Origin of the sequence: Pseudomonas sp. Z18(2022), from assembly GCF_036346535.1 — a bacterium.
Taxonomy (GTDB): domain Bacteria; phylum Pseudomonadota; class Gammaproteobacteria; order Pseudomonadales; family Pseudomonadaceae; genus Aquipseudomonas; species Aquipseudomonas yamanorum_A.
This window is the reverse complement of the sequence record NZ_JAOTOA010000006.1, coordinates 124,282-137,165: the sequence shown is the minus strand read 5'-3', so window position 1 is coordinate 137,165 and position 12,884 is coordinate 124,282. Positions and strand designations below refer to the sequence as shown.

Annotated in this window: 11 protein-coding genes; 7 read left to right on the top strand and 4 right to left on the bottom strand. The window is 60.9% G+C overall.

Translation table 11 applies throughout. The features are described from left to right. Nucleotides 1-79 precede the first annotated feature (79 nt). From V3W39_RS15640 to V3W39_RS15615, 6 genes are all read left to right on the top strand, one after another. Nucleotides 80-382: a DUF3649 domain-containing protein gene (locus V3W39_RS15640; RefSeq protein WP_177047218.1), complete on the top strand. Its 303-nt coding sequence runs from the start codon at nt 80-82 to the stop codon at nt 380-382. Continuing rightward, nucleotides 379-1,953 (top strand): PepSY-associated TM helix domain-containing protein, encoded by a 1,575-nt coding sequence (locus tag V3W39_RS15635; RefSeq protein WP_330212925.1) that lies wholly within the window; start codon nt 379-381, stop codon nt 1,951-1,953. Before V3W39_RS15640 ends, V3W39_RS15635 begins: the two co-directional genes overlap by 4 nt. Next, nucleotides 1,954-2,280, top strand: coding sequence for a DUF3325 domain-containing protein (locus tag V3W39_RS15630; protein WP_330212924.1), 327 nt, complete (start codon nt 1,954-1,956; stop codon nt 2,278-2,280). Nucleotides 2,281-2,290: 10 nt separating this feature from the next. Continuing rightward, nucleotides 2,291-2,851 carry an RNA polymerase sigma factor gene (locus tag V3W39_RS15625; RefSeq protein WP_177075376.1) on the top strand — a complete coding sequence of 187 codons (561 nt, stop codon included), beginning with the start codon at nt 2,291-2,293 and terminating at the stop codon, nt 2,849-2,851. Next, complete coding sequence (locus V3W39_RS15620; protein ID WP_330212923.1) at nt 2,848-3,837, top strand: FecR family protein; 990 nt, start codon at nt 2,848-2,850, stop codon at nt 3,835-3,837. The genes V3W39_RS15625 and V3W39_RS15620 overlap by 4 nt, the downstream gene beginning before the upstream one ends. Before the next feature lie 272 nt (nt 3,838-4,109). Further along, entirely contained in the window at nt 4,110-6,350 is a 2,241-nt protein-coding gene (locus V3W39_RS15615) for a TonB-dependent receptor (protein WP_330212922.1), read from the top strand. Nucleotides 6,351-6,547: 197 nt separating this feature from the next. On the opposite strand, the gene V3W39_RS15610 is transcribed toward V3W39_RS15615, so the two are convergent. Together V3W39_RS15610 and yejK are read right to left on the bottom strand one after the other, a co-directional pair. Further along, a complete protein-coding gene (locus tag V3W39_RS15610; protein WP_330212921.1) occupies nt 6,548-6,898 on the bottom strand; it encodes a glutaredoxin family protein in 351 nt (116 codons plus the stop codon). After that, complete coding sequence (gene yejK / locus V3W39_RS15605; RefSeq protein WP_010176940.1) at nt 6,898-7,902, bottom strand: nucleoid-associated protein YejK; 1,005 nt, start codon at nt 7,900-7,902, stop codon at nt 6,898-6,900. Before yejK ends, V3W39_RS15610 begins: the two co-directional genes overlap by 1 nt. 397 nt (nt 7,903-8,299) lie before the next feature. Here yejK and V3W39_RS15600 point away from each other — a divergent pair, with 397 nt between their 5' ends. Then, the gene (locus V3W39_RS15600; RefSeq protein ID WP_003212743.1) at nt 8,300-8,581 is read left to right on the top strand and encodes an HU family DNA-binding protein; all 282 of its coding nucleotides are present in this window, start codon (nt 8,300-8,302) and stop codon (nt 8,579-8,581) included. Nucleotides 8,582-8,754: 173 nt separating this feature from the next. Here the strand turns inward: V3W39_RS15600 and rlmF are convergent, their stop codons facing one another. Continuing rightward, nucleotides 8,755-9,774 carry a 23S rRNA (adenine(1618)-N(6))-methyltransferase RlmF gene (gene rlmF, locus V3W39_RS15595; RefSeq protein WP_177047203.1) on the bottom strand — a complete coding sequence of 340 codons (1,020 nt, stop codon included), beginning with the start codon at nt 9,772-9,774 and terminating at the stop codon, nt 8,755-8,757. Nucleotides 9,775-10,021: 247 nt separating this feature from the next. Beyond that, nucleotides 10,022-12,868, bottom strand: coding sequence for a valine--tRNA ligase (locus V3W39_RS15590; RefSeq protein WP_177047202.1), 2,847 nt, complete (start codon nt 12,866-12,868; stop codon nt 10,022-10,024). Between the last annotated feature and the right edge of the window lie 16 nt (nt 12,869-12,884).

Here is a 12,884-nt window from a genome sequence, read left to right as displayed (position 1 = left end):
TTGCCAGGGATGCGTTCTCTTTTGCTTATGAGAATATTTATCATTAATATTGCGCACTGACGAACCTGGCGCCCTGTGCATGAAACGCAAAACCTCACTTCCCGTGTCCTACCGTTTGGCCGTGACTTCGCGCGTGCTGGCGGCGGTGGTCGGCGGTTACCTGCTGGCGTCCCTGGCCAGTGTGTGCATGACATTGTGGCTGCCCACCCGCCGCGCCGATGCAGTGATCAGCGGCATGCTCAGTTCGTTTGTCTTCTATCTGTTGGCGGTCATCTGGTGTTTTGCCTGCCGTACCGCCTGGCGCGCCTGGTTTGGCGTGTTGCTGCCCAGCGCTATCCTGGCCACGTTCGCCGGGTTGACGTATTGGATGGCGCGCCCATGAAAGAGGGCTTTCGCCAGGCCATGGCCTGGCTGCATACCTGGGCCGGGCTGATTTTTGGCTGGCTGCTGTTTGCGATTTTTCTGACGGGCACCTTGTCGTATTTCAAGGACGAAATTACCCACTGGATGGAGCCGGAAGTGCAGGCCCATTCCCTGGATGACGCCCGCAGTCTGGCCCTCGCGCAAACGTGGCTGCAACAGCAGGCTCCTAACGCTGCCCGCTGGTTTATCAATTTGCCCGATCAGCGCGAGCCCGGCCTGACGGTGTCGTGGCAAGACAAGGTCGACCCCGGCAAGCGCGGTAACTTCATCCAGAAAGTCCTCGACCCGGTCAGCGGCCAGCCCGTGCAGGCCCGGGAAAGCATGGGCGGCGAATTCTTCTACCGCTTCCACTTCCAGTTGCAAATGCCGTATCCGTGGGGCCGCTGGTTGTCGACTATCGCCGCGATGGTGATGTTCGTGGCGTTGATCACCGGGATCATCACCCACAAGAAAATCTTCAAGGACTTCTTCACCTTCCGCCCGCGCAAGGGCCAGCGCTCCTGGCTCGACGGGCATAACGCGGTCGGTGTGCTGGTGCTGCCATTCCACTTGATGATCACCTACAGCAGCCTGGTGATTTTCATGAGCATGGTGATGCCGGCGAGCATCCTCGCTTCCTACGGCAACGACACCCGGGCGTTCTTCAATGATGTGTTTCCGGCCACCGACAACGCGCCGGCCCTTGGCCAGCCGGGGCAGTTGTTGCCGTTGGGCCCGATGTACGAGCAAGCGCGCGAGCAGTGGGCCGGTGGGCATGTCGGGCGGCTGGTGGTGAATAACCCAAGCGATGTGAATGCCTCGGTCAATGTGTTCCGCGCCGGGTCGGATCGCGTGGTGCATGACTTTGGCAGCACCGTCTCATTCAACGGCACCACCGGCGAGCTGTTGCGGGTCAGCGGCGAGCAATCCTTGCCGGCAGCCATTGGTGGCAGCTTCTACGGCTTGCACATGGGTCACTTCGCCGGTCCGGTGTTGCGCTGGTTGTATTTCATCTGCGGCCTGGCGGGCACGGCGATGATCGGCACCGGGCTGGTGATGTGGCTGGGCAAGCGTCAGCTCAAACACACCAAAACCGGGGTGATGCCGCTTGAACTGCGGCTGGTGGAAGTGCTGAACGTCGCCAGCATGTCCGGCTTGATGATCGCCATCGCTCTATTTTTCTGGGCCAACCGTTTACTGCCTGTGAGCTTTGCCGGGCGGTCGGACTGGGAAGTGAACGCTTTCTTTATCGCCTGGGGCGTGAGCGTGCTGCATGCCGTCGCGCGCCCTGGCCGCCGCGGTTGGGTTGAACAATTGGGCGTGGGCGCGCTGCTGTTTATCGGCGTGCCGATACTCAACGCGCTGACCACGAACCAGCACTTGGGTGTGTCCCTGGCCAACGGCGATTGGGCCATGGCCGGCTTCGACCTGACCTGCCTGGGCAGCGGCGTGTTCCTCGCCTGGGCGGCCTGGAAAATGCAGCACCGCCGCGTCACCCAACCCAAGGCCGAGCGTGCCCGGCCATTGACCCTCAAGGGCGAGGTGAACTGAATGCTCCTGGCGTTGCTGCTGTGTTACGCAGGGTTTACCGCGTTGTGCCTGTCCATGGACCGTCACCATGGCGAACTGCTGCACAGTAAACCTTCGCCCCGTCGGCGCCTGGGTTTGCGCGTGGGCGGCTGGCTGCTGCTGATCGTTTCGATCTGGCCGGCGGTGCTCGCCACTGCCTGGAGCCAGGGCCTGGTGGAGTGGTGCGCGGTACTGATGCTCAGCGGGTTGCTGCTGGTGTTGCTGTTGCCGTATCGGCCAAGGCTGGCCTTGATCCTGGCGGGCGTCGGCCTGCTGGCCAGCCCGGTTGCCGCCTTCGCCACCCTTTGAGCCATCCTTGATGATCACCACGCCCCCCGAATCCAACGAACAGCACGCCGACGCGGCAGGCGGACGGGCGCATTTTCTGCAAGTGTTCCTGTCCCAGCGTTCGCAGATGGAAGCGTTGGTCAGCCGACGCGTAGGGTGCCGTGCGACGGCGGCGGACCTGGTGCAGGATTTGTTCCTGCGCTTCTGGCGCCGGCCCTTGGTGCAGGTCGAGGAACTCAGCACCTACCTGCTGCGCTGTGCCGGCAATATCGCCATCGACCACCTGCGCAGCGAAGGCGCCCGGGTGCGCAGCAATGAAGGCTGGCTGCCGGAACAGCAGGACAACCAGGGCTCCGAGCCCCAGGCCGCGCTGGAGGCGGGCAATGACTTGCGCCATGTCGAAGCGGCGTTGCGCAGCCTGCCGGAGCGCACCCGGCAGATTTTCCTGCTCAACCGCATCCATGGCCGCAAGTACGCACAAATCGCCAAGGCCATGGGGCTGTCCCAAAGTGCCGTGGAAAAACATATGATGCGTGCCCTCGAAGCCTGCAAGGCCAGCCTTCGTGAACCATCGCCAAGGAAAGCACCGTGAATTCCACTGCCAGCGTCACCCCGACGCCCGACCAGGAACAGGCCGCACTGGCCTGGCTGAGTCTGTTGCACGACCAGCCCAGCAGTGGCGACCAGGCCACCTTCAGCCGTTGGCTGCGGGCCGACCCGGCACATGTCGAGGCCTACGCCCAAGCCCAGGTACTGTGGGAATTGAGTGAAGTGCCGGCGAGAAAGCTGGCCGATGAGGACGCCCTGGCATTGCAGGGCTACTTGAACGCGATGAACACCCCGAAGCGCTCCAGCGTGCGGCGCTGGTCCGGTGCGCTGGCCATGGCCGCCTGCTTGCTAGTGATGATTTCGATGGGAGCCGGTTGGCAGCCGTCGCGTTGGGTTGATGACTTCGGCGCCGATTACATCACCGCACCGGGCGAAGTGAAGACCGTCACCCTGGCTGATCAAAGCCAGGTCACCCTGGACGCCGACAGCGCCATCGCGGTGGATTTCAAACATGGCGAGCGTCATATCCAGCTGCGCCGTGGCGCCGGCTTTTTCAGCGTGACCCACACCGGCGAGTCCTTCGTGGTCGAGGCCGGCAGCGGTGAAGCGCGGGTGCTGGGCACGCAATTTGAAGTGCGCCTGCAACCGGCGGGCGCCCAAGTGACGGTGTTGTCCGGGCGGGTCGGTGTCACGCCGTCCAAACATGGCCAACAACAGATTCTGACGGCGGGCCAGCAAGTGGCCTACGCCGACGGTGTCGCCGATGAGCTGCACGCGGTCGACAGCGAGTCGCGCCTGGCCTGGCGTGATGGCTGGCTCAACTACTACAAGGCGCCCCTGGCCGACGTGGTGAAAGACCTCGGTCGTTACTACCCCGGGCGCATTCTGCTGCTCAATGACGACCTCGCTGCCCGGCGCGTCAGCGGCAGTTTTCCGAGCAAGGATCCCCAGGCGGTGCTCAATGCCCTGCAGGCGGTTTTGGGGTTTGAACAACACTCGCTGCTCGGTCGGATGATCGTATTGCGCTAGATACAGAGCGCTACGCTGCAATGGCGTAGCGCTGTCATTACTTGCACCATTTTCCCTTCAAATCCCCATGCCTTGGCACATCCGTGTTTGCGGACCTTTCATTTAACCTTCATCGCAATCATCAAAACCTGTAACCAAATCGTTACGTGATGCACGGATGATCCTCGGATTCCTGAGCAGGTGGTCAGGAAGATTGGCGGCGCTGTTCACCCAGCCCAACCCGCCAATACCTCCCCGATAACAACAGATAGATGCATGTAAGGGATCTACTCGTGACCTACAACAAACTCTATGCCCTGCTTTTAGCATCGGGCCTGGGCGGCTTTGCGCCGCTGGTTCTGGCAGATGATTCCCAAGACGTCGGTTCGGTGCACGTCGCCGGCGAACGTACCCTGGGTACCGGCCACATGATTCAGGAAGAAAGTGCCAAGGCCCGGTCCACCGTGACCAAGGAAGCCATGGACGAAATGTCCCCGACGGCCAACGCCATCGACAAACTCAAATACACGCCGGGCATCAACGTTTCGAACGATGACGCCAGCGGCATGAGCGGCACCAGCTTCACCATGCGCGGCATGAACTCCGACCAGGTCGGGGTTTCCATGGACGGCGTGCCGATCAACGACTCCGGCAGCTACGGCGTGTACGCCAACCAGTTGGGCGACCCGGAAAACGTCGGCGAAGTGTTTGTCACCCAGGGCTCCTCCGAAGCGGACGGCCCGCACATCGGTTCCAGCGGCGGCAACATCGGCATGGTCACCATCCGGCCGACCAAAGAGCCAGGGCTGTTCGTCAAGCAGTCCATCGGTTCGAACAACCTGCGCAAGTCGTTCGCGCGGATCAACACCGGCGAACTCGGCGGTTTCAAGACCTGGGTCTCGGCCTCTCACACCGAAGGCGACAAGTGGCGCGGCAAGGGCACCCTGCGCGGCGACAAGGTGGAGTGGAGCACGCTGTTCGAAGACGACAACGGCAATACCAGCAACTTCACCATGAAGTACAACACCCAGGAAAACTACAACTACAACACCTTGAGCAAGGCCCAGTTCCAGCAGCAGGGCCGACGCCTGGATTATTCGGAAACGCCGGTCTACAAGAACGGCTTGCTGTCGTCTTCCTACAAGCTCAACCGCAACCCATTCGAAAGTGTCATGACCACCTTCACCCAGCGCTGGCGCCTGCGGGATGACCTGGCCCTGACGGTTGCGCCTTACTACTACTGGGGCAACGGCGGCAGCTTCAGCGGCCAGACCGCCACCAACCTGGGGCCGAGGTCCGACAAGGGCGGCAACTACGACCTGAGCAACCTCAAGTCGGCCAACTACTACCGCCCTTCATGGACCGAGACCTGGCGCCCTGGCGTCACCGTCAAAATGAAATGGGACATCAACGAAGAGCACAGCCTGGACTACGGCTACTGGTACGAGCGCGCTCGCCAGCGCCAGACCCAGCCGTATATCGGCATCAACAGCGAGGGTGCACCGGACGACGTCTGGGGCGATTACAACAGCGGCGGCCAGGTGGTCGACAAGAACGGCAAGACCGTCCAGGGTCGCCATCAATACACCGTGACCCCGGCCCAGAAACTCTGGGTGCAGGACAGCTGGCAAGCCACGCCAGACCTGAGTTTTGTCGGCGGCCTGGCGTACCAGTACGTCGAGCGTGACGGCGACAACCTCGGCAGCCTGTACGACACGCCGGAAAAGCGTAATGCCCGCTACCATCAGTTCCTGCCGAACTTCAGTGCCAAGTACCAGGTCGACGAGAGCAACCAGGCGTTCTACAACGTCACCCGCAACATGCGCACACCGCAGAACTACGTGCTGTACAACAAGGGTGATTCCCTCAACCTGAACCCCGAGCTGAGCTGGAACCAGGAACTGGGCTGGCGCTACACCGAAGAGAAGATGGCCCTGAGCGCCACCCTGTTCTACATCACCTTCAAGGACCGTCAGCTGTCGACCACCGACTTGAACGGTGACTACGTGATGGCCAACGTCGGTGACGTGACCAACAAAGGCCTGGAGCTGGAGTTCAGCGGCCTGCTGCCGTACAACTTCAACTACTACGCGTCGTACACGTACACCAAGTCCGAGCAGCAAGACGACTTTGTCAGCAAGAACGTGCTGTTGCCGACCAAGGGCAACCAACTGGCCAACGTGCCGGACAACATGTTCAACCTGGTGTTCGGGTATGACGACAAGCGCTACTACGGCAACATTGCCGGCAAGTACGTGGGTGCCTTCTACGGCGACTTGACCAACAACGAGAAAATCTCCGGGCGTACCGTGTTCGACCTCAACGCTGGTATTTACCTGCCGGTGGACAAAAAGGTCTTCAAGTCGGCCGCGCTGCGTTTCTCGATGCTCAACGTGTTTGATAAGGAATACTTGAGTTCGGCGCGCACCGTGTCGTTCAACTCGGCGCCGGTGAATGGCCTGGCGGGCAGTTCGGCGTATTACAACGTGGGTGAGGAGCGTACGGCGATGGTTTCCCTGGAGGCCAACTTCTAGGGCTCCGTACGCCTATCAATAGCTGACAAATGACGTGTGGCGAGGGAGCTTGCTCCCGCTGGGGCGCGAAGCGGCCCTAAACCTGACAATCGGGTTCAACCTGGAGGAATTCAGGCACCTGTTTTGGGGCTGCTGCGCAGCCCAGCGGGAGCAAGCTCCCTCGCCACAGGTTCTGGTGTAAGACCGTACAAGCTGCGTTACTTAAGGGCCGCCATGATCGCTTCGGGGTTGTAATCGCGAATCAGCGTGCCATTCACGTCCACAAACGGAATCCCGCCACCACCCAACGCCTCGTACGCCTTGCGCGCCTGGGCGTCTTTCTCGATATCAAATTCCTGGTAGGGAATCCCTTTGGAATCCAGGAAGCGCCGGGTCTGCTTGCAGTAGCCGCACCACTCGGTGGAATACAGCACCACGCGCGCAGCGACGCGTGTTTGCTCCGACACCACCTGCGAGGGGTTGAACAACCGCTCGATCTTGCCCCAGTTCTGGAAAACCACCACCACCAGCAACACCAGCAGGACTTTCTTCAGAACCCCGCCCAGCATCAGTTGCGACGCTTGAGCTGGTCGGTCAACTGGGTCGGTAGGCCCTTGATGATCAAGGTGCCGGCGGCTTCGTCGTACTCGATCTTGTCGCCCAGCAGGTGCGCTTCAAAGCTGATGGACAGGCCTTCGGCGCGCCCGGTGAAGCGGCGGAACTGGTTCAGGGTGCGTTTATCCGCCGGAATTTCCGGCGACAGGCCGTAGTCCTTGTTGCGGATGTGGTCGTAGAAGGCTTTTGGCCGCTCTTCGTCGATCAGCCCCGACAGCTCTTCCAGGCCCATCGGTTCGCCGAGCTTGGCCTGGCTGCTGGCGTAGTCCACCAGGGTTTTGGTTTTTTCGCGGGCGGATTCGTCCGGCAGGTCTTCGCTTTCCACAAAGTCACTGAAAGCCTTGAGCAGGGTGCGGGTCTCGCCCGGGCCGTCGACGCCTTCCTGGCAGCCGATAAAGTCGCGGAAGTACTCCGAGACCTTCTTGCCGTTCTTGCCCTTGATAAACGAGATGTACTGCTTGGACTGCTTGTTGTTCTGCCACTCGGAGACGTTGATCCGCGCGGCCAGGTGCAATTGGCCCAGGTCCAGGTGGCGGGACGGGGTCACGTCCAACTGGTCGGTCACGGCCACGCCTTCACTGTGGTGCAGCAGGGCGATGGCCAGGTAATCGGTCATGCCTTGTTGATAGTGGGCAAACAGCACGTGGCCGCCGGTGGAGAGGTTGGACTCCTCCATCAGCTTTTGCAGGTGCTCCACGGCAATGCGGCTGAAGGCGGTGAAATCCTTGCCGCCATCGAAATATTCCTTCAACCAGCCGCTGAACGGGTGCGCGCCGGACTCGGCATGGAAAAAGCCCCAGGCCTTGCCTTGTTTGGCGTTATAGCTCTCGTTGAGGTCGGCAAGCATGTTCTCGATGGCGGCCGACTCGGCAAGCTCGGAGTCGCGGGCGTGGAGAACTGCAGGTGTGCCGTCGGGTTTTTTGTCGATCAGGTGGACGATGCAATGACGGATCGGCATGGGCTTCTCGGCTGGTTGAAGGGGAGTGGTGGGGCTCCCGGAAAAAGTCGCCAGTGTACCGCACCCGCTGGGGATGGCGCTGTTCGAAGGGCGTTTTGGGTGCTCTCCGACAGGCCATATGCCTTTTTTTCACGGTTTAGAGCGATAAAGCTGACCAAATGGGTATGTTGAGGCGGATATTTCCCCGTCTCTGTGCTAGTTTTGCCCCGTCTTACGCGCAGTCTGGGCGTTAAGCGTGCATTCAGCATTTGTCAGGTCGAACCAAACCCGGTTTCAGGTATCTATAACCCCGATCTTCGTGGTTATAGCCCTTGGGTGCCAGGCCTTGATGGCAGGGCTCGATGGCTGACACTGCACTCTGCAATCCAAATGAATTTGATAGGGAAGGAACACCACAATGGCTATTACTAAAGACCAACTGATCGCTGATCTGGCTGAAGCTGTAGACGCACCGAAAACTACCGTGCGTGCTCTGCTGGACCAACTGAGCCAGATCGTTGCTGATCAGCTGGAAAACGGCGGCGAAATCACTCTGCCAGGCGTTGGCAAACTGAAAGTGACCGAGCGTCCTGCCCGTACTGGCCGTAACCCTTCGACTGGCGCTGCCATCGAAATCGCTGCCAAGAAAGTTATCAAGCTGGTTGTGGCCAAAGGCCTGACCGACGCTGTTAACAAGTAAGACGCAGCAAAAAAAACCGCGCTCCGGAGTGATCCGGGCGCGGTTTTTTGTTGCCTGCGATTTATGCGGTGCTTTCTGTGGCGAGGGAGCTTGCTCCCGTTGGGTTGCACAGCTGCCCCAAGATTCTGGGAGCGCTGCGCACTCCAACGGGAGCAAGCTCCCTCGCCACAGGGTTAGTCGCGCGCCCAGCGCTGGCGCCACACCTGTTGCTCGCTCGGGGTCTGGAAGGTCCAGGCGACGAAGCGGCTCTGCTTCTGGCCCTGGGACATCTCCACCACTTGGCTTTCCAGTACACCGGCCTTTTTCAGCGCAGTCTGGATCGCCGGCAGGTTCGACGCCTTGGACACCAGCGTGCTGAACCACAGCACTTTATGCTGGAAATGCGCGCTTTCAGCGATCAGCTGCGTCACAAACCGCGCTTCACCGCCTTCACACCACAATTCCGCCGACTGGCCACCGAAGTTCAATACCGGCAGTTTGCGTTTCGGATCCGCCTTGCCCAATGCACGCCATTTGCGCTCGCTGCCCTTGGTCGCTTCATCCATCGAGGCGTGGAAGGGCGGGTTGCACATGGTCAGGTCAAAACGCTCGCCCGGCTCCAGCAGGCCCAGCAGGATCTGCTTGGGATTGGTTTGCTGGCGCAGCTGGATGGCCTTGTTCAGCCCGTTGGACTGCACGATCGCCTTGGCGGCGGCCACGGCGGTGGGGTCGACTTCCGAGCCGAGGAAATTCCAGCGGTACTCGCTGTAGCCGATCAACGGGTAGACGCAGTTGGCGCCCATGCCGATGTCCAGCACCTTCACCGGTGCACCGCGGGGGATCACGCCTTCGTTGACGCTGGCCAGCAGGTCGGCGAGGAAGTGCACGTAGTCGGCGCGGCCTGGCACCGGTGGGCAGAGGTAATCAGCGGGGATGTCCCAGTGATTGATGCCGTAGAACGCCTTGAGCAACGCCCGGTTGAACACTCGTACCGCGTCGGGGCTGGCGAAGTCGATGCTTTCCTTGCCGTACGGGTTGATGATCACGAATTGCGCCAGTTCCGGCGTGGTCTTGATCAGCGCCTGGAAGTCGTAACGGCCCTGGTGGCGGTTACGCGGGTGCAAGGTGGCTTCTTTCCGGGGCACGACAGGCTTGGCCGGCGTGGTGGATTTGGGCTTCTTGCGCGGTGCTTTGGGTGTGCTGGGGGCGGTCATGGGCTGCGTCGATTCTGGGGTTGTTTCAAAAGTGGCGGGTATTGTCACACATTCCTTGGTCGAACTCGGTCAAATGTGGGAGCTGGCTTGCCTGCGATGCAGGCGATTCGGTGCATCTGCCAGGCCGAGGTGATGCCATCGCAGGCAAGCCAGCTCCCACATTGATCGGGTTTCCAAAGAGAAATAGCAGTGTTCTGCGGGCAAAAAAAAGAGACCCGAAGGTCTCTTTTTTCACACGGGCTGCCCCTTAAAGGCTGGAAATCCGTGCGTGTTGCTCGGCCAGCTTGCCCAAGGCCTGTTCAGCCTCGGCCAGCTTGGCGCGCTCTTTCTCGATGACTTCGGCCGGCGCCTTGTCGACGAACGCCGCGTTGGACAGCTTGCCGCCCACCCGCTGCACTTCGCCTTGCAGACGCAGGATTTCCTTGTCCAGACGCGCAAGCTCGGCACCTTTGTCGATCAGGCCGGCCATTGGCACCAGCACTTCCATCTCGCCCACCAGAGCGGTAGCAGACAGCGGTGCTTCGGCGCCAGCCGCCAATACGGTGATCGACTCCAGCTTCGCCAGCTTCTTCAGCAACGCGTCATTCTCGGTGAGACGACGCTGATCTTCGGCGCTGGCGTTCTTCACGAACACCGCCAGTGGCTTGCCCGGCCCGATGTTCATTTCGGCGCGGATGTTGCGCGTGCCGAGCATCAGGGTCTTGAGCCATTCGATATCGCTTTCGGCGGCCTCATCAATGCGCGCTTCGTTGGCCACCGGCCAAGGCTGCAGCATGATGGTCTTGCCGTCTTTGCCGGCCAGCGGCGCGAGGCGCTGCCAGATTTCTTCGGTGATGAACGGCATGAACGGGTGCGCCAGGCGCAGGGCCACTTCCAGCACGCGGACCAGGGTGTGACGGGTGCCGCGCTGACGTTCGATCGGCGCGTTCTCGTCCCACAGCACCGGCTTGGAGAGTTCCAGGTACCAGTCGCAATACTGGTTCCAGATGAACTCGTACAAGGCCTGCGCCGCGAGGTCGAAGCGGAACTGGTCGAGTTGGCGGGTCACTTCGGCTTCGGTGCGCTGCAACTGGGAGATGATCCAGCGGTCCGCCAGGGACAGCTCGATGGCCTCGCCGTTCTGGCCGCAGTCTTCGCCTTTATCGAGCACGTAGCGCGCGGCGTTCCAGATCTTGTTGCAGAAGTTGCGATAGCCTTCGACGCGGCCCATGTCGAACTTGATGTCGCGACCGGTGGATGCCAGCGAGCAGAAAGTGAAGCGCAGGGCATCGGTGCCATAGCTGGCGATGCCGTCGGCGAATTCATCGCGGGTCTGCTTCTCGATCTTCTTCGCGAGTTTCGGCTGCATCAGGCCCGAGGTGCGTTTCTGCACCAGGGTTTCCAGGTCGATGCCGTCGATGATGTCCAGCGGGTCCAGGACGTTGCCTTTGGACTTGGACATCTTCTGGCCCTGGCCATCACGTACCAGGCCGTGCACGTACACGGTCTTGAACGGTACCTGCGGGGTGCCGTCTTCGTTTTTCACCAAATGCATGGTGAGCATGATCATCCGGGCGACCCAGAAGAAAATGATGTCGAAGCCGGTCACCAGCACGTCAGTCGGGTGGAATTTCTCGAGGAACTCGGTTTTTTCCGGCCAGCCCAAGGTGGAGAACGTCCACAGGCCCGAGCTGAACCAGGTGTCCAGTACGTCGTTGTCCTGTTGCAGCGCCACGTCCGGGCCGAGGTTGTGCTTGGCACGCACTTCAGCTTCATCGCGGCCAACGTAGACCTTGCCCGACTCGTCGTACCAGGCCGGAATCCGGTGGCCCCACCACAGCTGACGGCTGATGCACCAGTCCTGGATGTCGCGCATCCACGAGAAATACATGTTTTCGTACTGTTTCGGCACGAAGGCGATACGGCCGTCTTCCACCGCAGCAATCGCCGGCTCAGCCAGAGGTTTGGTAGACACGTACCACTGGTCGGTCAGCCAAGGCTCGATGATGGTGCCGGAACGGTCGCCTTTCGGCACTTTCAGGCCGTGGTCGTCGACACTGACCAGCAGGCCGGCAGCGTCGAAGGCGGCAACGATCTGCTTGCGCGCTTCAAAACGGTCGAGGCCGGCGTATTCGGCCGGGATCTTGCCGTCGATGCTTTCGTTCAGCGTGCCGTCGAGGTTGAACACCTGGCAGGCCGGCAGCACGGCGGCGTTCTTGTCGAAAATGTTCAGCAGCGGCAGGTTGTGGCGCTTGCCGACTTCATAGTCGTTGAAATCGTGGGCCGGGGTGATCTTCACGCAGCCGGTGCCGAATTCAGGGTCGCAGTAGTCGTCCGCGATGATCGGGATGCGACGGCCAACCAGCGGCAGCTCGACGAACTTGCCGATCAGCGCCTGGTAACGCTCGTCGTTCGGGTTAACCGCGACGGCGGCGTCGCCGAGCATGGTTTCCGGACGAGTGGTGGCGACGATCAGGTAGTCATTGCCTTCGGCGGTCTTGGCGCCGTCAGCCAGCGGATACTTGAGGTTCCACAGGAAACCTTTCTCGTCGTGGTTTTCCACTTCAAGGTCGGAAATCGCCGTGTGCAGTTTGGTGTCCCAGTTGACCAGGCGCTTGCCGCGGTAGATCAGGCCGTCTTCATGCAGGCGTACGAAGGCTTCTTTCACGGCTTCCGACAGGCCGTCGTCCATGGTGAAGCGCTCGCGGCTCCAGTCGACGGACGAACCCAGGCGACGGATCTGACGGCTGATGTTGCCGCCGGACTGATCCTTCCATTCCCAGATTTTCTCGAGGAATTTCTCGCGGCCCAGGTCGTGACGGTTCTGGCCGGTGGCTTCCAGTTGGCGTTCCACCAGCATCTGGGTGGCGATACCGGCGTGGTCGGTGCCCGGCTGCCACAGGGTGTTGCGACCCTGCATGCGGCGGAAGCGGATCAGGGCGTCCATGATCGCGTTGTTGAAGCCATGGCCCATGTGCAGGCTGCCAGTGACGTTCGGTGGCGGAATCATGATGGTGTAGGAATCGCCCGCGCCTTGCGGAGCGAAATAATTCTCGGACTCCCAGGTCTGGTACCAGGAAGTTTCAATAGCGTGCGGCTGGTAGGTCTTATCCATGCGCGGCGGGACCCTA

Excerpts from the sequence above, each read along its gene's own strand:
- V3W39_RS15640 (WP_177047218.1), top strand. The coding sequence starts at position 80 with ATGAAACGCAAAACCTCACTTCCCGTGTCCTACCGTTTGGCCGTGACT.
- V3W39_RS15625 (WP_177075376.1), top strand. The coding sequence starts at position 2,291 with ATGATCACCACGCCCCCCGAATCCAACGAACAGCACGCCGACGCGGCA.
- V3W39_RS15600 (WP_003212743.1), top strand. The coding sequence starts at position 8,300 with ATGGCTATTACTAAAGACCAACTGATCGCTGATCTGGCTGAAGCTGTA.
- V3W39_RS15590 (WP_177047202.1), bottom strand. The coding sequence starts at position 12,868 with ATGGATAAGACCTACCAGCCGCACGCTATTGAAACTTCCTGGTACCAG.
- yejK (WP_010176940.1), bottom strand. The coding sequence starts at position 7,902 with ATGCCGATCCGTCATTGCATCGTCCACCTGATCGACAAAAAACCCGAC.
- rlmF (WP_177047203.1), bottom strand. The coding sequence starts at position 9,774 with ATGACCGCCCCCAGCACACCCAAAGCACCGCGCAAGAAGCCCAAATCC.
- V3W39_RS15610 (WP_330212921.1), bottom strand. The coding sequence starts at position 6,898 with ATGCTGGGCGGGGTTCTGAAGAAAGTCCTGCTGGTGTTGCTGGTGGTG.
- V3W39_RS15635 (WP_330212925.1), top strand. The coding sequence starts at position 379 with ATGAAAGAGGGCTTTCGCCAGGCCATGGCCTGGCTGCATACCTGGGCC.
- V3W39_RS15630 (WP_330212924.1), top strand. The coding sequence starts at position 1,954 with ATGCTCCTGGCGTTGCTGCTGTGTTACGCAGGGTTTACCGCGTTGTGC.